Source organism: Vibrio glycogenivorans (assembly GCF_051660965.1).
Taxonomy (GTDB): Bacteria; Pseudomonadota; Gammaproteobacteria; order Enterobacterales; family Vibrionaceae; genus Vibrio.
In genome coordinates, this window is sequence record NZ_JBPVIS010000002.1 from 389,790 (window position 1) to 415,036 (window position 25,247).

The window sequence follows — 25,247 nt, forward strand, 5'->3', positions numbered from 1 at the left end:
AAAATCACAATTTTTTGTGATCTAGGTCTTGCTTATGAGCTAGTTTAGAGTAAGATATAACCATACTGAAAGTTAATTACAAAAAGGAAGATTATTATGATTAATGAATATGCAGGTCTATATTTCGTCGCTTTCACTGCTAAAGAGCAGCTAAACCAAGAGATTGCCGAGACTAACTCGAATAAACCTGGCAAAAGTCAGCGCCGTAAACCAAGTCGTTTTGCTAGCCTAGTGAAACGCAAAGCTAAGTAATAGCGTAAACCAGTACAAAACTGAAAGTAAATTACCAAAAGGACAATATTATGATTAACGAATACGCAGGCCTATATTACATCGCATTCAGTGCTAAAGAGCAGCTAAACCAAGAACTTGCTGAAGCAAACTTCGACAAGCCAAGCAAAAGCCAGCGCCGTAAACTAAGCCGTTTCGCCAGCTTAGTTAAGCGCAAAGCCAAGTAACTAGCACTAACCTATCGTCATTCTGAACATTAACATAAGGAAGGAAACTATGATTATTAACGAATACTCAGGTCTATATTACATCGCATTCAATGCACGTGAACAGCTTAGCCAAGATATTGCTGAAGCTAACATCGACAAACCAAGTAAGCGTCAGCGCCGTAAGCCAAGTCGTTTCGCAAGCCTTGTCAAACGCAAAGCAAAATAATTAATAGACATTTGTCATTACCACAAAAATTAACGCAAGGAAGATAATTATGGTAGTTAACGAACACGTCGGTCTTTACTTTATCAGTCTCATTGCTAAAGAGCAGCTAAGCCAAGACATTACTGAGGCTAATGTCAATAAACCAAGCAAGAGTCAACGCCGCAAACCAAGCCGTTTTGCGAGCTTAGTAAAACGTAAAGCCAAATAATCAAACCCAGTAGTACATTACCACTCTAATACTTGTCACACCGTAAACCTATATGACACTGTGTAAGTCGTTTTCACAGGGGTCATGTATGTTTATAGGTTGTTCTTTATGACTTCGTAAGCCTCAGCCTCGCTCAGTACCAACACAAATCCAAATCGATCTACTTTCGATTACCGCTTTACACTCAAATGACCTAAACACCAACTCTATTTAATATTGCTTATAATCATTCCTCATTTCTATTGATTGCAGCCCATTTGTGCGCCTCTCCAATATTCTTAGTTTGCAGTCGGTTGAACTTAATCAGTAACAATCGATTATCAGCGTTTTCGCAAAACTGAATTCGACAATCTCTCATTTATCGAACCAATTCCCACTTCTAAACTTAACCGCACACCAAGTAAAAAGAGACGCGAGAATGAAAACTACCATCACCGCATCGACGTTAGCACTCGCAGCTATTGGCTTTGCTGTTCCCTCTTTTGCCGACGATAGCCAATCCAAAGTCGTTTCTGCGCAGAATATCGAGTGGGGTTACCTTAACCCACTGCGCGGTGCGTTAAGTCCGGGTGCTGCAGACCTTTGGGGTGATCGCACCACTGACACCGCCACGGGTATGTTAGTCCGCTTCAATCAAGGCTTTGAGTCTCCACCACACATTCATAACATTACTTATCGTGGTATCGTCATCGATGGGCTTATGCATAATGACGACCCGAGCGCAGAAAAAATGTGGATGCCTACCGGGTCTTTTTGGACCCAGCCCGCCGGTGAAGATCACACCACTGCAGCCAATGGTGAGACTAACCTGATTTATCTCGAGATTAATGCCGGCCCTTACCTCGTCCAGCCCTCTGCTGAGCAGTTTGATAATGGTGAGCGACCGTTGAATCTGCATGCCAACAATATCGTTTGGCTCGACAGCAACGACTTACACGACATCCGTGCACAAGGTGTTCAATCAACCTATGTATGGGGTGAGCCCGCCCAGATGAGTGGCTCGATGATCAAGCTCCCGGCCGGGTTTAAGGGCACAATTGCAACCACGGCAAGTGAGTTTCGCGCCGTAGTGATTGCTGGTGATGTCAACTACAACTCGAGCGAGCAAACAGCCGCGCAAGATCTGGCTGCTGGGAGCTATTTTGAGTCAACTGGCGAGTTCACTCACGCTTTGACCAACAGCGGTGATAGCGAAGCAACCATCTACATTCGCACTAACAATAAATATCAAGTTAAATAGGTTATCTATCAATCTCCAGTGATCCCGCCTCACGATCACTGGAGCTATCTGTAGTTTCGCTGAGACTGAGCATATTATGAATAATTGACTTAGACTGATATCGGCTAACAAGGCTTTTTCACCCTTTGCTACAAAGTCCCCTGCTATTACCACCTCCAAACGCAAATCATATCGCACAAGCTTGCGCGAACAATAATTAACCACTATTATGACCCATAACATCAAATGAACCATTGCATTGGTGGGCGTCAACTATGGCTAATCATCTTGGATACATCCGTCTATCACCTAAAATTGAAGATATCGATCAACGCCTCGATGCTTTTCGCCAAGCTTCTGCATCGGTCGAGCTGTTCATAGAACGAGGCATTCGCGGTAACGTCCCCCTGGATGAAAGGCCACAGTACAGTACCATGTTGAGTCATCTACAATCCGGTGACCATCTGTTTGTTTGGTGGATAGATGAGCTTGGCTGTGAATTTGATACCTGCCTGTTGCATCTTAAATCACTATTGGCAGCCGGTGTCACAGTGCAAACCTTGTCACGTCCACTCAAGTTCAAACTGCATGATCCCGTGACCGATGCTTTGTTGACTCTAATTGAGGGTTACGCGCATTCTCACCACCACCGGCGCCTGGTTGCCGCTGAGATGGGGCGCAGAGCCCTCAAAGAAACCCCGGAGATCTGGAAGTCAAAGTTTCGTGGGCGTAAAAAAGACGATGAAAAGCATCAGCAGGTTGCCAAGGCGCTCTTTGAGGGGAAAACCTTACAAGCTGTCGCTGATGAAACGGGGGTAAGCATCTCAACGGTCAAAAGAATTAAAGCCAAGATCAAACAAAATGATGAGCTTGGTCGACTGCGCTGCCGTGCTCAGCGGTCAGATACACAATCAGTGGATTGATGCTCACAACTTATGGGTCTCGCATCAAGCTTTCATGACCACTTGATATTGTTCCAACGGTGTCTTTCTCACCAACTTTGACCAAGATAGAATCTATGACCAAAAAACAACTGATCATCCACTACCTGCACTTGAACCGTAAATCCTATCTATTAGCGATCGTGTTTATTTTCTTGGTCAACTGGCTGCAAGTCGAAATACCACGCTATATCCAATTAGCGATTGACCTCATCGATAGTGCCGACATTGGTGATCATCAGCAATTAAAGACCTACGTTGGCCTTGTTGTGCTTATGTCTGTGTCAATGGTGTTGGTGCGGATCCTGTCGCGAATCTATGCGCTGAACCCCGGGCGGATCACGGAAGCGAACCTAAAAAACACCCTACTAAACAAGCTCAACCGATTGCCGAGTAGCTTTCATGGCAAGTTCGCCTCTGGCAAGCTTATCTCTATCATAAACAATGATTTAATTGGTGTTCGCTTACTATTTGGCACCGGATTTCTGCAGTTTTTTAATGCGCTGCTCGCCTTGTCACTTACGCCGTTGTGGATGTGGCGTATTTCTCCACAACTCACCCTCTATTCGGTGGTACCGATCTCGATTGCTTTTGTGATTTTCCGAATTGGTTTTACGCGGATGAAAAAGCTGCATATGGAGTATCAAGATCGCCTCCAAACCCTATCTGCCCAGCTAATGAGTTACCTGTCTGGCATAGATTTGATCAAAAGTCAGCAGATGTCACCTTGGGTCCAATCTGAGATTGAGAAGCTCAATCGGCTATTACTCCAGTGCCGCAGGCAAATCACGCGCATCCAAGTCTACTACATGCCGGTCTTGGATTATGCCAATGACTTTATGAAGATCCTGATCCTTGGCCTAGGTGGTTACATGCTGATGAAACAACAGCTGACGCTCGGTGAGATCACCGCATTTCTCACCTACTCCGTTCTGCTAGCCATGCCATTAGTGCAATTAGGGCGCATAGCAAGTATTTATCAGCGCGGTATGGTGGGGATTGATAGCGTGCAATCGATTCTCAATGGCGAAGTGCCAACATCTGATCAAACCCAACTCGCCCAGCACGATCTCGATGCACTTTCAGGTAAGACTGTGTCGGTGAGACATCTGAGTTTTCGCTACCCGGGCGGTGAGCGACTTATCTTAGATGACATCAGCTTTGATATTCCACCGGGAAAGAAAGTCGGTATTCTGGGTGGCATTGGCGCGGGTAAGACAACATTAGTGAACTGTCTTAACCACTACCTCAATGTCCCTGAGGGGCATATCTTTCTTGATAATCAAGACATCACGACGTTCTCTCGCAAAGATTTACGCCGCTATATCAAGACCATTACCCAAGAGCCCTACCTGTTTTCTGCCACCGTTGAGGAAAATATCCGCTTTGGCACGGCAGGTGATGACATCGAAATGGCTCAGGTGAACGATGTAATGGCGCTTAGCCAACTGGCTAAAGACATCAAAAGCTTTGAAAATGGGCTGCAAACCGTGGTCGGTGAGAAAGGCATTATGCTGTCTGGCGGACAAAAACAGCGCGTGAGCATTGCCAGGGCCCTACTCAAACCCTGCGACTTAATTATTCTCGATAACGTGCTTTCCGCAGTCGATTATGAGACCGAACGCCGCATCCTTGAAGGGCTATTTGAACACCTTAAAGACCGCTCGATGTTGGTGGTCTCCCATCGCGTCAATGCCCTTGAATACATGGACGAGATCATTGTACTTAATCAAGGCAAGGTGATTGCTCGAGGCGACCATGACACGCTGCTGAGCACCTGTCCCTACTACCTTGAGACGTGGCAACTTCAGCAAAACGACTCCGAGGAACAAGCATGCTAAAAGCCATCGACTTTCAGTACATGAAGCACTTCTTGGGCTTCGCGAAAAAATATCAACGCTCGGCCTTTATCGGCATCAGTATGCTGCCACTGTCGATTGCAACCAGCTTGCTGTTTCCTTGGCTGATCATTCAAATCATCGATGTCCATTTATCGCAAGGTGATATGAGTGGTCTTTTGCTCTACGCGTTTTATCTTATTTTAGTACTGGTGGTTAACTACTTGGTTGATACCACATACTCCTACAACCTGCGTATGACTGGGCAAAACACCATTACTGACATGCGCTCAGCTCTGTTTGAGCGGGTCCTCAAGCTGCCACGCAGCTACTACGACAATACGCCAACTGGAGTGACCCTGTCACGACTGACCGGCGATTTGGAAACCATTGGCGAGACCTTTATCCAATCTGTGGTGGGGCTCGTTAAAGATAGCCTAAACACCATAGCGCTCATCATCATGATGCTTATCATAGACTGGCAACTGACCCTGATCCTGCTAGTTGTCATGCCGCCTGTTGCTTGGCTAACCGTGCACATTCGCAATCGCTTGAGAGGCATGTATCAGGTCACACGTAAATCGCTCGCCCAAGGGATTGGTTATCTTCAAGAAGCGATCCTCGGTGTGAAAACCGTGCAGTTCTATCGCGCCGAACAAGAGGTTGAGGGCAAATACAAACGCTTCACTGATGAGTTTCTTAAGGCGCAAAAGAAGGTCAACAAGTACGATGCCATCTTGTTTGCGTTTATCTCTGGAGTCACGTCAATCACGATTGCACTCATGATTTGGATTGGCTCAGGCCTGGTCCTTCAAGGCACCCTTACCCTAGGCGTGCTGATTGCCTTTATCAATACACTTGAGAAGGTATTCGTCCCGATTCGCGACTTTTCCTCACAGATCGCCTCTATCCAAAGCTCATTTGCCGCGTTTGACCATGTCGAGGAGCTGTTTGTTGAACCGCTTGAAGAGGAGGGTCGTACGCTGCTTCCGAGTGCAGAAGTAAAACCTCGGCTCACTCACTTCGAGTCCCTCGAGTTTCGTGATGTGAGCTTTCGCTATAAGCCCGACTCGCCGTATGTGTTAAAAAACATCTCATTTGTCCTAGATAAAGGGCATCAAATCGCCTTGGTCGGCTCAACGGGCTCTGGCAAGTCAACCATCATCCGCCTGATCTCGAAAACCTACCAGGATTACGAGGGCAGTATTCTTCTCAACGGCATTGAGCTGCGCCAGATTGCTATCGCTGACTGCGCACATATCTTCTCTTTGATGATGCAGGACGTGCACCTGTTTGAAGAGAGCATCAACTTCAACATCGCATTGGGCAAGTCTGAAATCAACGCTGATGCGGTCAAGAAGGCTGCTCGCTATGTTTACGCCGATACCTTTATCCGGGATTTACCACAGAGCTATGATTTCCGTTTGGATAAAAACGGAGCCAACCTTTCTGCGGGTCAAAAACAACTGATCTCTTTTGCGCGTGCAGTCGCTCAAGGTGGTCAAGTCATGATGCTTGATGAGGCCACCAGCTCAGTAGATTCGATCACTGAAAGCCTGATCCAAAAAGCCATGCAGCGCCTGTATACAGATAAAACCGTAATAGCAATTGCTCATCGACTTAGTACCATCAGGCATTCAGACACGATTCTGGTGCTGGAGCACGGACAGATCATTGAGCGTGGTAGTCACGAGCAGCTTATCTCGGCTCAAGGCTTATACGCTAACCTACTCAGCGACACCTTATCCTCAACACAAGCACCCAATAAATTTGCGGCAACGGGAAGCTAATCATTGCAACTCTATCGCCAAAAATTGGCGGTAGAGTTAATTTCCTTAGTAAACCCCGCCTAACTTCACAAAAGCGAAAACCACTTTTTTCCAGATCTTAAATCAAAAACCACAAATACTTTTGTTCTGCGAAGTCCACCCAATATCACGCCCATGATTACCACAAAGACTTCATGATAAGTTCATGAATAACTTAATATTTGCACCCGCCACACAAAAAATTGACACAGTACTCTCACCCGCCAAAATATGAAAACAAAAATCGAAATTACCAGCATTGCTCTGCCTATTATCATACTGCTTGGCGCTGTTGCAGCGCTGTACAATTACCCCAAGACGAGTGTAACCACCCAGGATTTACTCACCTGGTTACCTTATGGTCTAGGTGCTATTGCGCTCACCTTTGCTTGGATGTTTAATCGTCGACAGTTGATCATGTCAGTGCTGGTTTGTTGTTACTCGTATTGGTTAATCCAGCATTTTTTGCAACAACCGCTCAGTCGTCACGATGCGATAATCTGCTTTAGCCTTTTGTGTGGGTTTATACCGATCAATCTACTGATTAACCAGATCCCTGAAAATGGTGCGGCAACGCGGCGAGCACAGATTTTCTATGCGACCTTTGCCATTCAGGTGATCATCATTTACGCATTAGCTCGGACTCAACCTGCACTGCTCGTCGAGTGGGCGTTTGAGTTTTTCCCAACCCGCCCAATGGGCTTGCCGATAATGACCTCGACTTATGGCCTAGTAGTCACAGGCTTTTGCTTATTGGTGAGCTTGTCCCTGTTTATTTATCGGCCAAACACCCTTTCGATGGGTTTGCTATTTAGTTTAATGGCGGCGGTGTTGCCTCTGACTTTTCTTCAGCAAGAGGGAATTTCCTCGATTTTCTTTAGCGCATCGATGCTTATTGTACTTATCAGCGGTATGCGCACCTCTCATGAGTTGGCCTATCGCGATGAACTCACTGGCTTACTGGGTCGTCGGATGCTGTTTGAGCGCCTGTCGGGAGTGGGTCGTCACTACACCATCGCCATGGTCGATATCGATCACTTTAAGAGCTTCAACGACACCTACGGCCACGATGTGGGTGATGACGTATTAGCAATGGTTGCCTCACGCCTCGCGACAATTGGCGGGGGTGCCCAGGTGTTTCGTTACGGCGGTGAAGAGTTTACTGTGCTGTTTAAGTCTGGTGACCGAGCCCATGCCATTGAGCATCTAGATGCAATCCGCCAAGAAATAGCCAATCGCCCCTTTGCTATCCGTGATAAGGCAAAGCGTAAGAAAAGCAGCAAGGAAAACCGCAAAAAAGGTACCAAGCCACAAAAGACCGTTAAGATCACGGTCAGTATCGGGGTCGCAGTGAAAAAGGACAAACACAACAATCCTGAAGAGGTGATCAAAGACGCCGATAAGGCGCTTTATCGCGCCAAACGTGCCGGACGCAATAAGGTGGCGGCTGTCAGATAACAACCACCACCTCGCCATAAAAATTGATAAAGACACCGACCGGTTATTGCTTATTGTTTTGGCTTTGGTCGGTGTCTCTCTCAGCGCCGTTTAACGTTGTTAACTAGCAAACTTTTTAGCCGCTACTTCTTCACGCAAAGGAAATGCGTTCGCAGCTCTAAGCCATTTCTCTGCGACACGCCCTTCTGCCAGTCCTTGCCTGCCACCTCACAGCTTTGCTGACTGGTAAAATCACTGATGTGCTCTATCTGACTGATTTCAAAGTTGAGAGTGTAGGAGGTCAGTATCAATACCCAAGTTATCATGCTCTCTCCTCCCCTATTTGAATTTTATCTTGGTTGAGTTTTGTGTCACTTGCATCTGCTTGGCAAGCCTGGCTTCCAACTCTTGGACTTTCATTTCTAGCTGTTTGGTGTGCGCTTCCTGCTCTCTCTCCACAATCGATTGAAAACGTGCGCAGTCTATCGCTTGAGCACCGCCGAATGAGTAAGTGATTTGCGCGCCAATATACGTGCCTTTGTTATCCACATCAGAAGATGAATAGTCACTCGGGTAGCCATCGTGTGAGTAATCACGATTGTCTTGACCACCACCAAAGCTGAGCTCCCAAGGCTGAAAATCTGATTGTTCGCATGATGCCCCCGATGAAGAGCGGATCTCAGACGAGGCCAAAGCATTCGCGGATCCAAGCAAGATAGCCAAAAGTAATAGATGTTTCATTTTTACCCCTCACTTGGGTACAGATTAAAAAGCTCGACTTCCGAGCAAATACGCGCCCCAGCTGAGCCTTGCATGCTCACCGAACAGACCTTGAATAGTTGTCCCCCGTGCCGGTCTTCCAATATCACTGGGACGTCAACCGAAACCGTTTCATCCTCGAGCATAAACACATTGGTCACAGGCTGGTTATTGACCTCAAGATAATATCGGGTTGCCTCTCCCATGTGATTTATCGTGATGGGCACAACGGCTTCAGCAGGTTGCCAACGTTCCAAGCTATCTTTTGACCACAAATCGGCTGGACTACTGTGATTATGTTGATAAGCGAAACAGGGAGCTGCTACGAGAGCAGCTAGGACTAAAAACTTTTTCATAGCAGCTCCTTTGTGGATTACAGACAGGTGATATTCGCAATTACATAAGTAGCTTGGTCTGAACCTGCTTTCCAGAGAACTCCCTCGATTGCACTCATCTCAACACGGATCTTGTTGGTCCACTCAACTGTTTTGTTGTTCTCCGTCAGTGCAGGAGTAAGGGTTACGTCTCCTTCCTTTTTGGGAAATTCACGGAGATTCTTATCGAAGAATTTTTCACCATCAGCAAACGCTTTAACTTTGATGTTGCGTGCGGCTTGAGCTGAGCTACCACCAATAAGGGTTAAATCAGTATCTGAGCCAGCAAAACTAACGTTCGTGCTATCGCTAATATTGTTCATCACTGCAAACTCAACCACGGCCTCACCGCGTGGTGTCGTAACATCTAGCTTTACATCCGAGTAGTTAGTGCGGACACCACACACCGGAGGAACTTCTGATTTCACAGTTGCAATCGACTGATTATGTGACCAATTTGCCGCGAAAGCTGTGGAAGAAGCAGAAGCAATAAGTGTGGCAAGTAGAACTTTTTTCATAATTTAACCTATACGTACTAATACTAATTAAAAGTAAAAAACTAGGCACTTCAACTACCCTAAGGGTTGCTCTCATGCCGTGCTGTTGGTGCGCATATTATTTAGTACCAGTACGCATTGCAAGCGTTTATTTTGTACCAGTACCAATAATTGCGATAAATCGACATTTAACGTATGATTTTAAACACGAAAAAAATTTGCAGAAAATCATCATGGCCCGTATCACCGCACAAGAAAAACAGGAAAAGAAACAGAGAATGGATCAACGCATCGTTGATATCTTCCTTAATGAGGGCTGGTCAGCCGTGACCTATGACCGCTTAGCGAAAGAGTTCAACGTCCGAAAGAGCAGCATCCAAGCCTACTACCCAAGCAGTATTATGTTCGCTACGGCTCTTCAAGGCATTGTTTTTCCAATTGTTGTTAAGACGCTGAACTTTGAGAGCAAACAGGCATTTATTGACTCATGGGTATCGGCTTATGAAGATAAGAGCAACCATGTCTTTCGCGAGGCGGTTGAAATGCTGCTGCAGAATATTCTAAAAGATGGCACTAGCCCGCACTCACGCGGTGGTGTGCTTAAACTGCAAAATCACCTGGCGCAATCGATAGGCGAAGAAGAGGCCATTGATGCGATTAAATCGGCATTGGGTGAACTCATTTATCGGAAGATGTACGACTAAGCTGAGCACACAAAGACACGCCGCACTCATTAAACGATAGCCAAAGTGACCACAACAGAATAGGTTAGATGATCCTAAGCTAGCTCTTTCACGTGGTTTAATTGAGTAAAAAAACACCGCTGCTCAGTGAGCTTTTCAAGCGATTGTCATTTTTTGTTCAGCGAAGCACATCAATCACTACTAACCTAACACTTTTAGCTAACGTTGGTTGCTCGATGATCCAATCGAGCATAATTTGAGAAGGTAAACAGCGAAAGGATAGAACTATGAAATACACACCTGAACTTCTGGCTGAGCTCAACCTACTTCTTCAATTTGATTTAAGCAGTGCCGCGACCGGCATTAAGGTGCATTCAGAAGCCTCACCAGAAATGCAGCAAGCCGTAGCGCGCCTATACGACAAGAAACTCTGTACGCTTCCCGATGGCGGCTATCTCACTGACGAGGGCATTGAAGTTGCTGAGCATGCTGACCGCGTTCTGCGCGTGCTGAGTGCATAACATTGGCGCTCTTAGCGCTAGATACAGATGAAGAGATGATCAAACTATAACCTGATATCAACCAGTTAAACCCATTTCGGGTTTACTGACTCATTCCTGAAAAGAAATAAAAATCCGATATTAGGCTGCTAATATCGGATTTTTCTTTTATTTCAGCACTCACCAAATTAGCTTGAATCAAACGACTTGCTGCTCAGGCCGTGCCAACCTTGCTTTTCGTCAGTTCAGTGTTATTGCTAGCCTCGGCTAAACGCTTGCGATCCACCTTGCCACTGGCTGTTTTGGGTAAGCGTGTTAACCGGAAAAAGCGGCTAGGGATCATATACGCTGGCAATGCGTTAGCGAGTAACTTACGCAGCTGTAACCTTGATGGCAAAGAATCGGCTTCAAGGTAAGCAACGAGCATGGCACCACCACCATCTTCATTTAGCCGAACAGCGGCATCTCTCACTTGTGGAATCGTCCGCAGCTGAGATTCTATTTCTCCAAGCTCTATTCTATACCCTCGCAGCTTAACCTGATCATCGAAACGACCAAGGTAATGAAAATGATCCCCTCCCAATTTGCGCACACGATCTCCAGTACGATAGTAGCGTGTGTCGCTTTCAGGGTGTTTTACAAACTGGCGAGCAGTCAGGTCGTCCCTATTCCAGTAGCCCTCGCTAAGCGCAGCGCCCGTAATACACAGCTCACCTTCTTGTCCTATCGCTACTTCCTTCCCGCTGTCATCAAGCACCCAGTGCGCATAACCCGTTAGACTAGAGCCAATTTGAATGGCAGGCTCAGTTTGTTCGAGAGTGTTTACCTTACTCATCAAGGACCATACCGTCGCTTCAGTTGGACCGTAGCAGTTCCATAGCTCGTGGCTTCGGCTAACCAGTTGTTGGGCTAGTTTGCTATCCAATGCCTCGCCACCGCTCAGCACCGTTAAGTCCTCTTTTCCCTGCCAGCCACAATTAACCATCATCCGCCAAAACGAGGGAGTAGCCTGCAAGACGTTAATCCCACTCAAGCGAGTCAGGTACTCTACGATCGCAAGAGGGTCTTTATGTTCCTGACTCGAGGTCAACACCATTCTGCCCCCGACCAATAGAGGGGCGAATATTTCTAGCATCGAGATATCAAACGCCATCGTGGTAATCAGCAGCCAATAGCAATATTTTTCCAAACCTAGTCTTTCGATACTCGCGTTTAGAAAAGTTTGCAGTGCCTGATGGCTGATCACTACCCCTTTGGGCGCCCCAGTTGAGCCCGAAGTAAACATCATGTAGGCAGGCGTTCGCTGCGGTAGGTTTGAACTCCAAGGCAATAGATGGGGGGCGCTCCCACCAGAACTTTTACCTGCAGGTGATAAGACCGTCAAGAGTGGGATCAAACCGCAAGAGAAATTTGGTCCATCAATTGATGCCCTATCTGTTATCACTGCGGTTAATTGTGCCTCTTGTTCAATGGCCTCTAATCGTGCGCTAGGGAAAAGTGGATCGAGGGGCACAAAAACCACCCCTGATAACAAGCAAGCCACCATCGCTGATATCATCGCTGGTGAGCGATCAAGGTATAATCCGACCCGATCCCTGGTGGTTATCTCATGCTTAACCAATGCCTGCTGAATTATTGCGACCTGAGCTTGTATCTCGCGATAGGTGTAAGTCTGCTTCTGGAAATCCAGCGCTATACGCTCCATATCAGCCGCTTTGTTGAGCGCTGCTAGCAACGAGGCAGCTAATGTCTTCGGGTGAAGAGCAGTATTATACTCAGTCATTACAGTCCTCCAAACAAACTTGTTTCGCTACCGTTTGCGCTTGGTTACCCTGCTGTCGATGATACGCCTCGCAGTAGGTAATAACGTCTTCAAGCTTAACTTTGAGGGCACTCATCAACTTATTACTGAGTGCTTGATCTAGCACACCGATTTGACGCAGGGTCAAGATATTGTCGTTGATGCCACCATGCAAGCTAATCAACTCTGCTGCAGGATTCAGTGGTGATGAAAACTGCCCCGGGACAACCGGTAGAGGACGCCACATACCCGGGTCCTGAGTTTGACGGCCAAGGTAATTCAACACCACCGGTGAGAGTGCTAACTGATCACCTTGAGGGTGATAACAACGAAGCGCGTTAAAGCCGATACCGTTATCTGGCATCGCTCGCAGTTGCGCTTTAGTTTGTCTTATCGTTTCAGACAAGGGGCCATGGCAATCAACCTTTGAAGGGAAGATACTCGTAAACCAGCCCACGGTTTCGCTGACATCAAGATCGTCGTATATCGCTTCTCGACCATGACCTTCAAGCATGATCGTCTGCCGTGCTCCCCAGCCCATTTGATCAAGAGTGGCAGCAAGAGCAACCACAAGCAGCTCCCTTACCTCAGTATCGAAGGCCTTATTAGCGGTCTCAACCAGCTGAGTTGTGAGCTCAGGTGTCAACTGCAGCATGGCATAACTAGACTGTAACACTCCGCTTTCACCACCATTTACTGGCAGAGTAAGCAATTGATTATCGTCTTCATTTTTCACCGATTGCCAATATGTCAACTGCGCTTGGTTATCCTTGGCATAGCGTTTGAGCGCCTCGCCCCACTGACGGTAACTCGTGGCTTTGTTTGTCAATCGTCGACCACTAGCCAATCGTGCTAAGTCCTGCGCTAAAATACGCCATGAGACCGCATCAACTACCCAGTGATGGATCGCTAAAAACAGACCGGTATGTGACTTACCCTCTATCTCAAGATTACTGATTTTGGCCCAGGCCATGACCGGACCATGGCGTAAGTTAAACCCGCTATGCAACTGAGTTAAAGTATGCTGGAGTTCCTGCTCATCAAGCACCGAGGCATCAAACTGATACAATGGTGGCAGATCGATCGTATCGAGATACTGCTGACGAGCGGTATTTTCCTCACTCAGTCGTAATCTTAGTGCGTCATGGTAGGACAGTAGCTGAGACATTATGGCTTCGAGCTCGGCAGTATCGAGATCAGGGATTTTCAATACCACTGCCTGATTCCAATGCTCAGGACAGCGGAATGGTTGTTGCTCGAACCAATGCTGAATAGGGTGCTTGTCAAACTCTCCACTCAACACGCCCTGCTCGGCATGAAGCTGACGAGTCTGGTCTTGGGTCGCGCTAAGATGGCGGCACAAGCGACGAACCGTTTTCGCTTCGAATACGTCTTTGACTGAGCAGTTAAAACCCGCATCCCGCAAGCGCGTATTAAGCTGAATACTGAGAATAGAATCACCGCCCAAGCGGAAGAAATCATCCTCAACGCCTAAGTCGATGTTAAGCACATCGCACCATACTGCCAGCATCCTAGCTTCCATCTTGTTTTGTGGTCGCGCACCAACACTACTCTGCTCAAAAACAGGTAGCTGCTCAATATCAAGCTTGCCATTAACTGTAAGGGGAAGCTCATCGACCAGGATCAATGTCGTTGGCAGCATATACTCCGGAAGCACTTGGCTGGCCATACTGAGAATAGTTGCACAATCGATCTTTAAACCGGATTTACTCGTCGCATAAGCCACAAGCTGACGACTGGCACCTTGTCCAGCAACAATGACTCTCACTTGAGTTAAGCCTTCAGCGATTGCCGCCAGTTGGTTTTCGATTTCTTTAAGCTCAATCCGGTAGCCTCTGAGCTTGACCTGCTGATCAAGACGTCCAAGATACTCCACTTCACCATTGTTGAGCCAGCGTGCCCTATCACCAGTCCGGTAACATCGGCGCTTTTGACCGACGAGATCACACTCGATAAATGCTTTGGCTGTGGTTTTCGGTTGATTGAGATAACCACGAGCAAGGCCAACGCCAGTAAGGTAAAGCTCCCCTGGTACCCCAACAGGACAAAGCTGACCAGAGGCGTCAAGGATGATTGCCTCAATATTATCGACAGGTTTACCGATACTCACGGGTTGTCCTGGCTCAAGCGCCTTGACTAATGCCGTCACAGAACACTCGGTTGGACCATACATATTAAATAATTGTAATTTCCCATCCCAATTGCTCGCCAGGTTTTCAGGGCAGGCTTCCCCACCGAGAGCCACGGTTTTCAAAAACCGCAATCGACGGGGAGGCAGCGCAGAAAACAGGGCTGTTGAGCAGATCATATGGCTTGCCTCTAAAACTTCTGCGTGCTCGAGTAATCGATCATCAGGCTCGGCAAAGCAAAGAGTTGAGCCACTAAATAGAGGCAGTATCGCGGTCATGTTGCCCGCATCGAAGGCCAGCGACATTGGATTGAGCATTCGACTATCAGGATTGAGTGATAGGCGTCTTTGGTGGTCATCTAACACATTGGCAAATGCCCCATGCTCGATTTCAACTCCTTTCGGTACCCCGGTCGAACCGGAAGTATAGATAACATAGGCTAGGTTAGCCGCGCTACATTGCCCCTTTACCGGACAGGTGACGGGCTCACTCGTGACCTCAGACTGAAAGTGGTGATCGTTGTAATTCACAACTCCGACTAACGTGGGGTGCAATGCGGCGAACTCATCGTCCGGGGCTAGGATACATCCCAGCTTTGCATCATCACACATGGTAGCCAAGCGTGAACTAGGGTAAGCCGGATCGAGCGGGACGTAGGCTTTTCCCGCTTTCCAGGCAGCAAGTGCTGCAATCACAAACAGCGGTTTTCGGCAGGCTGCGATCCCGACAAAGGAACAATGATCCCTATTTGCTAGCAGCCAGTGCGCCAATTGGTTTGCTGACCGTTCTAACTCACCATAAGTCAAAACAACTGGCTGGCCCTCTTGTTCGAGTCGAACAGCGATTCGCTCTGGATAACAATCCGCGTATTTGCTGATGCGTTGATGGATTAGGGCTTTATCTGGGTACTCCTCAGGGATAAGTGCTAAAGACTCACCTAAGGATTCAAACTGCTCTGGCTTGCACAGTGGCAACGTCATGACATTACTGTCTGGTGACGCTAATATTGCGTCGAACAAATTTAAGAAAATATCAGCGAAACGCGCAACTGTTTGATGTTCAAAGACACCTTTACTGTATAGCCATTCCAACCTCACACCATCCACAAGCTCAGTCACTTTCAATGACAGGTCAGTTTTAGCCGGTAAAATCGGCGTTGGCTCTTCGACAGCACCACAGCCAGGGATCAAATCGTTGAAGTCCACCCTGGCCTGATACACTAACATAATCTGAAAGATTGGATTGACCGCGGTGGTGCGATCTGCACCAATTGCTTCACTTAAGGCCTCAAAGCGAAATAGCTGATGATCAAATGCCGTCAGATCTTGTTCGCGGCAATAGCGCAGGTATTGTGCAAATGTCAGCGAGGTATCCAACTGAGTACGCAGCACTATCGTATTGACGAAAAAACCGACCACATCCTCAATATCAGAACGCTCACGGTAAGCCAGCGGGGTACCAATAATCACATCAGGGTCATCGCCCAAGCGAGCCATTAATAACGAGAAAATTGCGTGTAGGCCGATGAAATTCGATGTACTTTGTCCGTGACATAAACGCTTAAATGCCTGCCAAGTCTGCAAGTCTATGTGTGAGAAAACCAGTGCGCCATCATTATTATGACTAGCCGGACGGGGCTTATCCAAAGGCAGCGCATGCACCTCTGGGATACCCTTGAGGCGCTCTATCCAAAAAGGTTTATACTCTTCGTGATAATCCCTAAATGCTGGGGAATTTAACCAATGAGCATAATCTATGTAATTGACGCGAGGAGGTTCGATTTCAGGCGTTTGGTTATTCTGATAATCGAGAAACGCCTGTTTAAAGTCAGCAAACATATTCTTGACCGACCAGCCGTCGGAAATGATGTGATGCTGGGTCAGCATCAGCAAATGCTCTTTATCATCGAGACGCACAAGTTCAACTCGAGTCAAACAACCTTGTTCTAATTCAAAGGGTTGATAGATGTCGCGTTCAAGCATTCCCAGCAGAACTTGCTCGCGCTGCTCCGGGACTAAATGGGAGAGATCATGGTGTTTTATATCAAGCCAGCCACCATCACTCTCATGCTCGCTCACAATGTGCTGCTCACCCTTCCCTGCCGAATTACGAATAAATCGGGTGCGTAGGCTAGCATGTTTTTTCACTAACACCGAAAACGCATACTCCAATGCCGCAACGTCTAAGTGACCAGATAGGCGGAAATGTACAGGCATATTGTAGAGGTGTGAGTTGTCCTCGTACTGCTCGATAAACCACAGCCCACTCTGAGAGAAAGACAGCGGCCCTTGACTGACATTCAATGCTGGAATTGGAGCTTCATAGGCTTGCTTAGCCCTTAGACACCGAACTATTTCATCTTTATGGGTACGAATTTGCTGCCCAATTGCTGGTGTCATTGCCTGCTTACTGCATTGCGATACCAACTGGCCCTTGTCATTGAGAGCGAGCTTCACCCCTTGCTGCTCGAGGGTTGCTAATAAACTAATGATATCTTTCATTAAACTATCCTTGTTACGGCGTCACGCAGTCAACACTGCACCGCCGTCTACCACAATATCTTGCATCGTGACATGGCTGGCCTGCTCCGAAGCGAGGAACATCACAACTTGTGCAATCTCCTCCGGACGGGCTATTTTTCCAAGTGGAATCCCGAGTTTGAACTGTTGCTGAAAACCCGCAATCGTTTGCTGTTCGGCATCATCACTGCGCCAAAGCTCGCGCTGCATCCTAGTATCAGTGGAACCCGGGGATACCACATTGCAGCGCACATTGAAGGGAGCTAGCTCTAGTGCGACACAATGAGACAAGCTAGTCAATGCGGCCTTAGAGGCACAATATGCTGCCATCTGTAACCTTGGCACGTGAGCTGCATTAGAGCTAACGGTCACTACCGAACCATGCCGCTGCTGCTTAAATTGCGGAATCACCTGGCGCAATAGATAAAATGCCCCCGAGGCATTGACATTGAGGCAAGTATACCAATCATCCAGTGTCAGTTGTTCGGTGTCCCCCAGACGTAATACGCCGGCTACATTGACCAGTACATCGATCTGCGATTCTTGAGCTAAGAGCTCTCTACTCGCCCTCGCCACTGAATCGGCACAGGCCAGATCCACATGTTGGACGGTAAATGGATACTCTCTTCCTTCGCCATGTCCCTCGGAAAAATCAATATCTAAGCCGAAAACCCGTGCCCCCTGACGGTGGAAGCTCATTGCGACTTGATAGCCGATACCCTGAGCCGCCCCGGTTACCCAAACATTTTTTCCGGCGAATTCCATTGCCACTGGGGAGTGAGTGTTTGCTTCTTTCATCACCACACCATCTCCATTTCATTCTCATCTTGTTGCAGCATCTCATCGAGATAAGCACAAAATTCGCTCAGTCGCGGCCTGTCAAACAGATCGGATACTTTGACACTGACACCAAACTCAGCGGCGAGACGGTTGACGATTTGGATGGTTTGCAGTGACTGACCGCCCAAGGCGAAGAAATTATCCTCTGAAGCTATGCCAGTAACCCCTAATACCTGTTGCCAAATTGCACTTACCCGGTTTTCAGTCTCCGTCGCTAACTCTTGGCTATCAGCCTCTTGGTGGTAGCGGGCCAGCAATGCCTTTCGATCAACTTTGTTGCTGCTTGTTTTAGGCAACACAGTCAGTAACCTGTAGTCTGACGGCACCATGGCATGGGGCAGGCTCTCAAGTAGAGATTGTTTTAATGTCTGAGATTGCAGAAGAGGTAGCGATGACGATGGTGTATCACCGGCAACAAAAGCCACCAGACGCCGCAATCCACTAGGATAGGTGATCCCTTGTACACAGGCTTCAACCACACCTGGAATCGCCAACAGATGGGACTCTACCTCTCCTGGCTGAATACGGTAACCGCTGATCTTGAATTCATTATCGATCCTACCTTGATAGACAAGTTGTGCTCGCTGGTGGTTGATATCCTGACTAAACTCAACCCGATCCCCGGTACGATAAATACGACGTAATTTATCCCCCACCTGCAGCATAGAAAATGCTGGGTGAGATTGGCCAATGTAGCCTTCTGCCAATGTCTGTCCTAAGATCACCAGTTCACCGCAGGAACAAGGACACTGTCGCTCGTCAAGTACCAAAGCTTCGACACCGGGTAGAGGCAGGCCAATAGGCAATAAGGTGTCGTCTTGTCGGAAATCCTGCAGCTCTGCACAGGTCGCTACTACCGTTGCTTCCGTTGGGCCATAGGTATTAAACAGGCGGATATTGCCGTTGTGGTTGCATAAATTGCGGTGCTTAACAGCCTTTTGCCAGTGAGCTAAGGGCTCTGGATAGACCGCTTCACCACCAATAATCACCTTCTTGACCGTGTCAGGTACGGTAGTAGTGCCTGCATCAAGGCTAACCACCCACTCGTTCCAGAAAGCCGTCGGCAAGTCTAGGACTGTCACCTTGCTCTGCTGCACGCTTTCCGAGAACGTTGACATAGACTCCAGCATCGCATCAGTACGCAGCACCAAGCTCGCTCCTTGGCTAAGGGTGACAAAAATCTCCTCAATGCTGGCATCAAAGTTATACGGGGCAAATTGTAATACCCGATCTTGTTCAGTAATGTCATAGCGCAGTGCAGCCGCTGCTACAAAATGATTAAGTGCACGGTAGCTAAGCTCGACTCCTTTAGGCTGACCGGTTGACCCTGAGGTGAACATAATATAAGCCAGTGAGCTATCTTTAATCATCGGCAGCTCACTAGGCTCTGCTGTCAGTCGGCCACTAAGATGAACAGGGAGGCCAAGCGCCGCGAGTTTGTGTTGGTATTGCGCCTCCGTTATCACCAAATTTAGCTCGGCTAACCGGGCTATAGCTTGCTGGCGTTCGAGAGGTTGCTCGGGGTCGAGCGGTACGTATACCGCACCGCTCAGCATCACCCCAAGTATGGTAGTAATACAGGGTATCGAGCGACTTAATGCAACACCGATCTTATCACCGGATTTGACACCCTGCTGCTTTAGCGCGGTTGCAGTTGAGCCTGCTGCGCACAGTAAAGCTTGGTAACTCAGAGAGCTTTCTCCCTGTAAAACCGCAACCTTATCTGGATTGACGACTGCCTGAGACCGAATCGCCTCTAAAACTCCCCTACCAACGACAATGTCATCACCGATGATCAACGCTTGTTGTCTCAGTGTTGCATGGTATTGACTCAGCAGTTGAGTGGTTTTACGCTCAGGCTCGGCAATCCATTCTGTCAATAAGGCTAACAGCTCTCCCTGTAGCTCCTTCAATCTAGACGGGTCGTAGATAGCTGGATTAGCATCAAAATCAATTGTCGGGATCCCGCCAGGCTTGCAGTGTAACTCTATCGTCAAATCTTCAACCGGTCCGGCACTGAGGTTCAGGGGCTGCGCAGTAAGGTTGCCATATTGTAATGGATGGTCAAACGGCATGATATTAACTAAGGTACCGAACAGGTGCTCATCACCACCAACTCGATTGAGCTCACGGCGTAGGTCCTCGTAACGAAAATGTTGGAAACGACGCATTTTCTTTTTGTGGGCCGCTACCTTGCGAGTAACAGAGATCAAATCGTCCTGCTCACAGACATCAACGACTAAGGGCACAATATTCATCTGCATACATGGCACGGTCAAAGACTTTGACCCCAGTCGGTTCATCACCATCATGCCAATCACCACTTTTTCATCGCGATTGAATTGCCATAGGTGAGTCGCCAGTGCAGCAAGGAATACATCAGCCCAAGTCAGGTTCAATGCCTCAGCCTGCTGTTGACACTGTTGCCACAATGGCTTCGATAGTTCAGCCGTTTCACGATGGAACTTGGCTGCAATGGGTGCACTATCCGGCGCATAAGAAGCAGGTTGTGTGCAGCCCGCCATGGTTTCCAACCAGTAATCCTGCGCTTTCTGATAAGCACCGGAATCATGGCGCTGACGGTCCTCTTCAAGGACAGACTGGAATTCTCCAAATGGACAATCTGCAACGACTTGCTTTTCAACCAAACTCGAATACACGTCAGCAATTCGCTGAAACAGCAGTGTTGTGCCAAATCCATCCAGCGCTATATGGTGGGCACAGAGGTAGAGATAATCCGTCGTTTGTCCTCTTAGCAGGGTAAAACGACAAGGGAGTTCACTCTCAATCGTAAATGGAACGTCCAAATCCTGACTTGCCCAATGACGAACCTGTGCGAGCTCGTCACCAGTGGTCGTGAGCGAGACGATCGAACAGGGCACCCGATCACTCACCGAAACCCGATATGGCTGCTGGTCATCGCTCCGGTAGTGGCAAGACACGCACTCACTCTCACTAACGGCCTGACGCAAAGCCGCTAGCAACTTTTGCTCATCAACCTGACCATCAAAAACAATACATTCCGCCGTATTGAACAGCGCCTTATTATCATTAAGCGTATGACCAAGCCACAAACCATGCTGCGCGGTATTCAGCTTATGGCGTTTTAATGAAGTTACCTGGTAAGCGCTCATACTTCCCCCTCCAGCTGCGCCTCAATCATCGACCACCATTGGTTGAACGTGGGTACTTCTGCGATCTGGACAAAGTTCAGCATAATGCCTGCCGTGCGCCACTCGGTTAGCAGTGACATTATTTGGACAGAATCTAAACCGTAGTCAATCAAATTCTCATCGGGATCAAACTCCTCAACAGGTTCGTCAACCAGTTTGGCGATCTTAGCCAGCAAGTTATCACGACTAATCGCGGGTTGGCCGTGATGGCTAATGAGTTGCTCAGTGCTCAGTACAACTCCTGCGCGAGTCGCGACATACTGCAAAGCCATTTTATGCTCTGGCAATGAGAAATCGGCAATCGCATCGCCGAGCATAAATGGTTTGATATCACGCATAAACGCATCGATAGCGGTCATCAAGCAACCAATATGTCCATAAATTCCGCCAATCAGCAATTGATCGCGACCCATTTCACTCATCATATGCTCCAGTGGTGAGCGTTGAAATGCCGAGTACCGCCACTTATCTAGCACGGTATCCCCCTCTTGCGGGGCTAATTCAGCAATAATTGACTGTAACTCCGGAGCCTTATTCAAGCCAGGTCCCCACATGTCATTGAGCAGGGCACGGTCTGCGATATTTTGCTCTCGTGGCTGGGCGGTATACACTACCGGGATCCCGGCATTGACACAGTAGCGCTTGGCGGTAACAAGGTTGCTCAATAACACTTGAATTAATGGCGATTGTTTATCATAAAAACTGATAAAGTACTCCTGCATATCATGGATCAGGAATACCGTTTTTGTGGCGTCAAACTGCCAATCTACTTTGTTAGCAGGAAAGCTAGAAGGCTCAGGCATCGTGTAGCTGGGTATTGATGCAATTGTCATGATATAAAGTCCTTTTTCTTTTTCAGCTCAGTTTTATTCTGGCTGTGGATTTGCTCGGCGATCCGCTGGCGTAGCGCCTTTTTATCTATCTTGCCCACTGGGGTCATCGGTAGCTCAGCGACCTGCTCAATCTGATCGGGTAATTTGTACTCGGCAATACCGCATGCTCTTAAATGCTTGCGAATAGTGATTGGCTTTAAGGGCATAGTGCTGACGATATATGCGCAGCTTTTCTCTCCCATCACCGAATCAGGCATCGCCACTAACGCTGCTTGAGTTATCTCGGGTAAAGCCAACAGCTGATTTTCTATCTCTTGGGCGGCCACTTTCTCGCCGCCACGATTAATCTGATCTTTATCCCGCCCGACGACCGTCAGATAACCATCTGGGGTCATAGAGACAATGTCACCTGAGCGGTAAAAACCCTCGTCATCAAAAGCTTGCTGGTTATGCTCTGGGCTCTTGAAATATCCCCTGATGGTATAAGGTCCTCGTGTAATCAAAGCGCCAGGCTCCCCTGCAGGGACACACTGACCATCTTCATCAACGATGCGAATTTCATCATCGTCACTGATTGGCCGGCCTTGTGTGTGAAATCGATGCCAGTCACCGTCATCTAAGCGGGTGTAATTGACTAAGCCTTCAGCCATTCCAAACACCTGTTGCAGCTGACAACCTAACTCAGGACTAATCCGTCTGGCGAGACTCTCGCCAAGCCTTGCTCCTCCGACTTGAAGCAATTGCAAGCTATCCAGCATTCCAACGCTCTCAGACATAGCTTGTAGCCACAAAGTGACCGCCGGTGGCACCAAGGCGGTCATGGTGACATGATAATCCTGAATTAAAGGGAAACACGTCGTCGGACTAGGGTCGCTGGCGAGCAATACAGTACCACCGGCATAGAACACACCAAGTGCTCCGGGTGAGCTCAAAGAAAAGTTATGCGCCGCTGGCAAAGCACATAAATAGACGGTATCCATGTTGAGTTGACAAATCTCAGCGCTAGCACGGACACTGTAATAGTAGTCATTATGAGTTCGCGGGATCAGCTTCGGCGTGCCTGTGCTTCCTCCTGATAATTGGAAAAAAGCAACCGCAGAGGCATCAATGTTTAGGTCTAAGCTGGTCTGAGTCGCTGCAATGCCGTCTTCATCGCCTGTCTTAGTGTTTGCCAGCATGCAAGATAGAGAAGTGCCAAAGCTCGTCTCCCCTTCAACAACCCAATGCTCCAGCTGCGGATTCTGCTCGGTTAAAATACGAGCGAAATCGCCACTGGCGAACAATTTGTGTCGGCTAGAGACGATGGCCAAGCGAGGGGACACCTGCTCTGTATAGGCACAAAGCTCAAGTCGGTTATGGCTGAACAAAGCATTGACCGGGACGACCCCTAGTTTCAACAAGGCAAAATAGACGATATAGAACTCGGCAACATTGGGTAATTGGACCAAAGCTGTGTCACCTTTTTCCAGCCCCATCAACTCAAGTTGGAGGGCCAATTGGGTAGATAGCTTATCCAACATCTGGTAGCTGTACCTTCTATCGCCACATATTAAGGCAATTTTGGTCGGTTCTCCGGCTAGGTGTCGCTGGACGATATCAGTAAGGGGCTGGTTGGTCCAATACCCCTTTTGGCGGTAGCGCTGAGCGAGTTCTGCTGGCCATGGTGTAAACTCAATGGTCATGAAGCCTCCAGCTCTTTCAGACCAAAAGCATCAAGCATGGTGCCTAGTTTGGCTTCTGTCTCTGCCCACTCTGCGTTGGGGCAAGATGCGTTAACAATCCCCGCCCCGGCAAACAAACGCACGGAATTATCGAGCACCTTACCGCAGCGAATCGTCACTGCCCATTCACCATTGCCCTGTGCATCACACCACCCGACCATACCAGTAAACATACCGCGATCATGAGGCTCCAGTTCTTTGATTGCCTCATGGGAGAGATTAAATGGATAGCCACATACCGCTGGGGTTGGGTGTAATAAACACGCAAGCTGTAACGCATTAGTTCGGCTGTCTCTAAGCTCCCCCTCAATGGAGGTCGCGAGATGCCACATGGTGGGTGTATCAAATAAAGAGGGGTGTTTGGGTATATTGAGAGTCTGACAGTATGGTGATAGCTGTGTGGCAATTTGATCAATAACTAACTGGTGCTCATAATTGTCTTTAGCAGAGCCCTGCAATGCTTGACTCATTATTGTGTCTTGCAGTTTATTTCTCTGCCTTTTCGCAGATCCGGCTAGAGGGTGAGAATATATAGATCGACCCTCCTTTCTTACTAATAACTCTGGACTGGCACCAACTAAAACCGAACCATCAGACTGAGGAATGGAAAAATGGAAGCCTTTAGGGTTTTGTTTTATCAACCTTGTTAAGACTTTATCAACATCAACATCATAGTTAAGTTCTATTTCCAACACTCTTGATAATACTGTTTTTTCCAGATCACTACACTTAAATTTGCTGACAGCTTTATCGACTGCATGTTTAAAGGATATTTCGTTCGGTAGACTATGCTTTGAAATCACATCAAAACTTCTGATGTCCTCTAATAGGCTTGGTTCACTGATTAGTCCTGTTCTTTTCGAAAGAAAGGTTACATTCTCAGGAATATATAAGCATGATGGTGCTGTAACATCGAAAGGAATACAACCAATGACAACTGGGTTATCTACCCCTCGCTCTATCTCTTCTTTAAAGCAACGATGAACTTCTTGCTGCAGTTCACTATGTAATTCTTTACTACCTTGAGCTGGAATCGATATAGACTTCCGTATTCCGTCCCCTATAATTGTTCTCTTTTGTGACGAGAAATATAAACCTCGATTTTGAACTTTATTAAAGTTTATGGTTCTCATATCAGCATTAAGATATTGCACGTCATAACTCCTAAATAAATTAGACTATGAATTAATTCCCTTATAATTAACGTGACATCACTCTGCTTACAACAGGAGTAAAGAGCTAATAATTTAGCTCTTTACTCTTCATTATTATTGATATTA

General features: G+C 47.6%; 22 protein-coding genes. 11 read left to right on the plus strand and 11 right to left on the minus strand.

The annotated features are described in order from the left end of the window. Positions 1-96 precede the first annotated feature (96 nt). The 9 genes from ACSTTG_RS06520 (at position 97) to ACSTTG_RS06560 (ending at position 8,138) form a co-directional block, all read left to right on the plus strand. Positions 97-252 carry a hypothetical protein gene (locus tag ACSTTG_RS06520; protein WP_438458067.1) on the plus strand — a complete coding sequence of 52 codons (156 nt, stop codon included), beginning with the start codon at positions 97-99 and terminating at the stop codon, positions 250-252. A 50-nt stretch (positions 253-302) separates the two neighbouring features. After that, a complete protein-coding gene (locus ACSTTG_RS06525) occupies positions 303-458 on the plus strand; it encodes a hypothetical protein (protein WP_438474180.1) in 156 nt (51 codons plus the stop codon). Positions 459-507: 49 nt separating this feature from the next. Continuing rightward, positions 508-666 (plus strand): hypothetical protein, encoded by a 159-nt coding sequence (locus tag ACSTTG_RS06530; protein ID WP_438458065.1) that lies wholly within the window; start codon positions 508-510, stop codon positions 664-666. A gap of 49 nt (positions 667-715) precedes the next feature. Beyond that, positions 716-874 carry a hypothetical protein gene (locus ACSTTG_RS06535; protein WP_438458064.1) on the plus strand — a complete coding sequence of 53 codons (159 nt, stop codon included), beginning with the start codon at positions 716-718 and terminating at the stop codon, positions 872-874. A gap of 418 nt (positions 875-1,292) precedes the next feature. Next, positions 1,293-2,114 (plus strand): DUF4437 domain-containing protein, encoded by an 822-nt coding sequence (locus tag ACSTTG_RS06540; RefSeq protein WP_438474181.1) that lies wholly within the window; start codon positions 1,293-1,295, stop codon positions 2,112-2,114. 254 nt (positions 2,115-2,368) lie between these two features. Next, positions 2,369-3,016 carry a recombinase family protein gene (locus tag ACSTTG_RS06545; RefSeq protein WP_438458062.1) on the plus strand — a complete coding sequence of 216 codons (648 nt, stop codon included), beginning with the start codon at positions 2,369-2,371 and terminating at the stop codon, positions 3,014-3,016. A 95-nt stretch (positions 3,017-3,111) separates the two neighbouring features. After that, positions 3,112-4,875 carry an ABC transporter ATP-binding protein gene (locus ACSTTG_RS06550; RefSeq protein ID WP_438474182.1) on the plus strand — a complete coding sequence of 588 codons (1,764 nt, stop codon included), beginning with the start codon at positions 3,112-3,114 and terminating at the stop codon, positions 4,873-4,875. Continuing rightward, positions 4,869-6,662, plus strand: a complete 1,794-nt coding sequence (locus tag ACSTTG_RS06555; protein ID WP_438474183.1) for an ABC transporter ATP-binding protein — start codon at positions 4,869-4,871, stop codon at positions 6,660-6,662. The genes ACSTTG_RS06550 and ACSTTG_RS06555 overlap by 7 nt, the downstream gene beginning before the upstream one ends. A 249-nt stretch (positions 6,663-6,911) precedes the next feature. Then, entirely contained in the window at positions 6,912-8,138 is a 1,227-nt protein-coding gene (locus ACSTTG_RS06560; RefSeq protein WP_438458060.1) for a GGDEF domain-containing protein, read from the plus strand. 122 nt (positions 8,139-8,260) lie between these two features. Here the strand turns inward: ACSTTG_RS06560 and ACSTTG_RS06565 are convergent, their stop codons facing one another. Genes ACSTTG_RS06565 through ACSTTG_RS06580 form a run of 4 tightly spaced genes read right to left on the minus strand, consistent with a single transcriptional unit; the run spans position 8,261 to position 9,768 of the window. After that, positions 8,261-8,443 carry a hypothetical protein gene (locus tag ACSTTG_RS06565; RefSeq protein ID WP_438474184.1) on the minus strand — a complete coding sequence of 61 codons (183 nt, stop codon included), beginning with the start codon at positions 8,441-8,443 and terminating at the stop codon, positions 8,261-8,263. 13 nt (positions 8,444-8,456) lie between these two features. After that, entirely contained in the window at positions 8,457-8,858 is a 402-nt protein-coding gene (locus ACSTTG_RS06570; RefSeq protein WP_438474185.1) for a hypothetical protein, read from the minus strand. A gap of 2 nt (positions 8,859-8,860) precedes the next feature. After that, entirely contained in the window at positions 8,861-9,232 is a 372-nt protein-coding gene (locus ACSTTG_RS06575; protein ID WP_438474186.1) for a hypothetical protein, read from the minus strand. 17 nt (positions 9,233-9,249) lie between these two features. Continuing rightward, a complete protein-coding gene (locus ACSTTG_RS06580; RefSeq protein ID WP_438474187.1) occupies positions 9,250-9,768 on the minus strand; it encodes a hypothetical protein in 519 nt (172 codons plus the stop codon). 212 nt (positions 9,769-9,980) lie between these two features. Between ACSTTG_RS06580 and ACSTTG_RS06585 the strand changes: the two genes are divergently transcribed. Further along, positions 9,981-10,451, plus strand: a complete 471-nt coding sequence (locus ACSTTG_RS06585; RefSeq protein WP_438458055.1) for a TetR/AcrR family transcriptional regulator — start codon at positions 9,981-9,983, stop codon at positions 10,449-10,451. 266 nt (positions 10,452-10,717) lie between these two features. After that, complete coding sequence (locus ACSTTG_RS06590) at positions 10,718-10,951, plus strand: TIGR02647 family protein (protein WP_438458054.1); 234 nt, start codon at positions 10,718-10,720, stop codon at positions 10,949-10,951. Positions 10,952-11,144: 193 nt separating this feature from the next. Here the strand turns inward: ACSTTG_RS06590 and ACSTTG_RS06595 are convergent, their stop codons facing one another. From ACSTTG_RS06595 to ACSTTG_RS06625, 7 genes are read right to left on the minus strand one after another with little or no spacing between them, the layout of a single operon-like run. Then, the gene (locus ACSTTG_RS06595) at positions 11,145-12,713 is read right to left on the minus strand and encodes an amino acid adenylation domain-containing protein (RefSeq protein WP_438474188.1); all 1,569 of its coding nucleotides are present in this window, start codon (positions 12,711-12,713) and stop codon (positions 11,145-11,147) included. Beyond that, complete coding sequence (locus ACSTTG_RS06600) at positions 12,706-17,382, minus strand: non-ribosomal peptide synthetase (protein WP_438458052.1); 4,677 nt, start codon at positions 17,380-17,382, stop codon at positions 12,706-12,708. Before ACSTTG_RS06600 ends, ACSTTG_RS06595 begins: the two co-directional genes overlap by 8 nt. Positions 17,383-17,403: 21 nt before the next feature. Beyond that, a complete protein-coding gene (gene dhbA, locus ACSTTG_RS06605) occupies positions 17,404-18,198 on the minus strand; it encodes a 2,3-dihydro-2,3-dihydroxybenzoate dehydrogenase (RefSeq protein ID WP_438458051.1) in 795 nt (264 codons plus the stop codon). Then, a complete protein-coding gene (locus tag ACSTTG_RS06610) occupies positions 18,198-21,374 on the minus strand; it encodes a non-ribosomal peptide synthetase (RefSeq protein WP_438474189.1) in 3,177 nt (1,058 codons plus the stop codon). The genes dhbA and ACSTTG_RS06610 overlap by 1 nt, the downstream gene beginning before the upstream one ends. Next, positions 21,371-22,246: an isochorismatase gene (locus ACSTTG_RS06615; RefSeq protein ID WP_438474190.1), complete on the minus strand. Its 876-nt coding sequence runs from the start codon at positions 22,244-22,246 to the stop codon at positions 21,371-21,373. Before ACSTTG_RS06615 ends, ACSTTG_RS06610 begins: the two co-directional genes overlap by 4 nt. Further along, the gene (locus ACSTTG_RS06620) at positions 22,243-23,928 is read right to left on the minus strand and encodes a (2,3-dihydroxybenzoyl)adenylate synthase (RefSeq protein WP_438474192.1); all 1,686 of its coding nucleotides are present in this window, start codon (positions 23,926-23,928) and stop codon (positions 22,243-22,245) included. The genes ACSTTG_RS06615 and ACSTTG_RS06620 overlap by 4 nt, the downstream gene beginning before the upstream one ends. Continuing rightward, entirely contained in the window at positions 23,925-25,121 is a 1,197-nt protein-coding gene (locus tag ACSTTG_RS06625) for an isochorismate synthase (RefSeq protein WP_438458047.1), read from the minus strand. Before ACSTTG_RS06625 ends, ACSTTG_RS06620 begins: the two co-directional genes overlap by 4 nt. Between the last annotated feature and the right edge of the window lie 126 nt (positions 25,122-25,247).

Bases quoted from the DNA above. Each gene is read 5' to 3' on its own strand.
- ACSTTG_RS06520 (WP_438458067.1), top strand. From the start codon at position 97: ATGATTAATGAATATGCAGGTCTATATTTCGTCGCTTTCACTGCTAAA.
- ACSTTG_RS06525 (WP_438474180.1), top strand. From the start codon at position 303: ATGATTAACGAATACGCAGGCCTATATTACATCGCATTCAGTGCTAAA.
- ACSTTG_RS06530 (WP_438458065.1), top strand. From the start codon at position 508: ATGATTATTAACGAATACTCAGGTCTATATTACATCGCATTCAATGCA.
- ACSTTG_RS06535 (WP_438458064.1), top strand. From the start codon at position 716: ATGGTAGTTAACGAACACGTCGGTCTTTACTTTATCAGTCTCATTGCT.
- ACSTTG_RS06540 (WP_438474181.1), top strand. From the start codon at position 1,293: ATGAAAACTACCATCACCGCATCGACGTTAGCACTCGCAGCTATTGGC.
- ACSTTG_RS06545 (WP_438458062.1), top strand. From the start codon at position 2,369: ATGGCTAATCATCTTGGATACATCCGTCTATCACCTAAAATTGAAGAT.
- ACSTTG_RS06550 (WP_438474182.1), top strand. From the start codon at position 3,112: ATGACCAAAAAACAACTGATCATCCACTACCTGCACTTGAACCGTAAA.
- ACSTTG_RS06555 (WP_438474183.1), top strand. From the start codon at position 4,869: ATGCTAAAAGCCATCGACTTTCAGTACATGAAGCACTTCTTGGGCTTC.
- ACSTTG_RS06560 (WP_438458060.1), top strand. From the start codon at position 6,912: ATGAAAACAAAAATCGAAATTACCAGCATTGCTCTGCCTATTATCATA.
- ACSTTG_RS06565 (WP_438474184.1), bottom strand. From the start codon at position 8,443: ATGATAACTTGGGTATTGATACTGACCTCCTACACTCTCAACTTTGAA.
- ACSTTG_RS06570 (WP_438474185.1), bottom strand. From the start codon at position 8,858: ATGAAACATCTATTACTTTTGGCTATCTTGCTTGGATCCGCGAATGCT.
- ACSTTG_RS06575 (WP_438474186.1), bottom strand. From the start codon at position 9,232: ATGAAAAAGTTTTTAGTCCTAGCTGCTCTCGTAGCAGCTCCCTGTTTC.
- ACSTTG_RS06580 (WP_438474187.1), bottom strand. From the start codon at position 9,768: ATGAAAAAAGTTCTACTTGCCACACTTATTGCTTCTGCTTCTTCCACA.
- ACSTTG_RS06585 (WP_438458055.1), top strand. From the start codon at position 9,981: ATGGCCCGTATCACCGCACAAGAAAAACAGGAAAAGAAACAGAGAATG.
- ACSTTG_RS06590 (WP_438458054.1), top strand. From the start codon at position 10,718: ATGAAATACACACCTGAACTTCTGGCTGAGCTCAACCTACTTCTTCAA.
- ACSTTG_RS06595 (WP_438474188.1), bottom strand. From the start codon at position 12,713: ATGACTGAGTATAATACTGCTCTTCACCCGAAGACATTAGCTGCCTCG.
- ACSTTG_RS06600 (WP_438458052.1), bottom strand. From the start codon at position 17,382: ATGAAAGATATCATTAGTTTATTAGCAACCCTCGAGCAGCAAGGGGTG.
- dhbA (WP_438458051.1), bottom strand. From the start codon at position 18,198: ATGAAAGAAGCAAACACTCACTCCCCAGTGGCAATGGAATTCGCCGGA.
- ACSTTG_RS06610 (WP_438474189.1), bottom strand. From the start codon at position 21,374: ATGAGCGCTTACCAGGTAACTTCATTAAAACGCCATAAGCTGAATACC.
- ACSTTG_RS06615 (WP_438474190.1), bottom strand. From the start codon at position 22,246: ATGACAATTGCATCAATACCCAGCTACACGATGCCTGAGCCTTCTAGC.
- ACSTTG_RS06620 (WP_438474192.1), bottom strand. From the start codon at position 23,928: ATGACCATTGAGTTTACACCATGGCCAGCAGAACTCGCTCAGCGCTAC.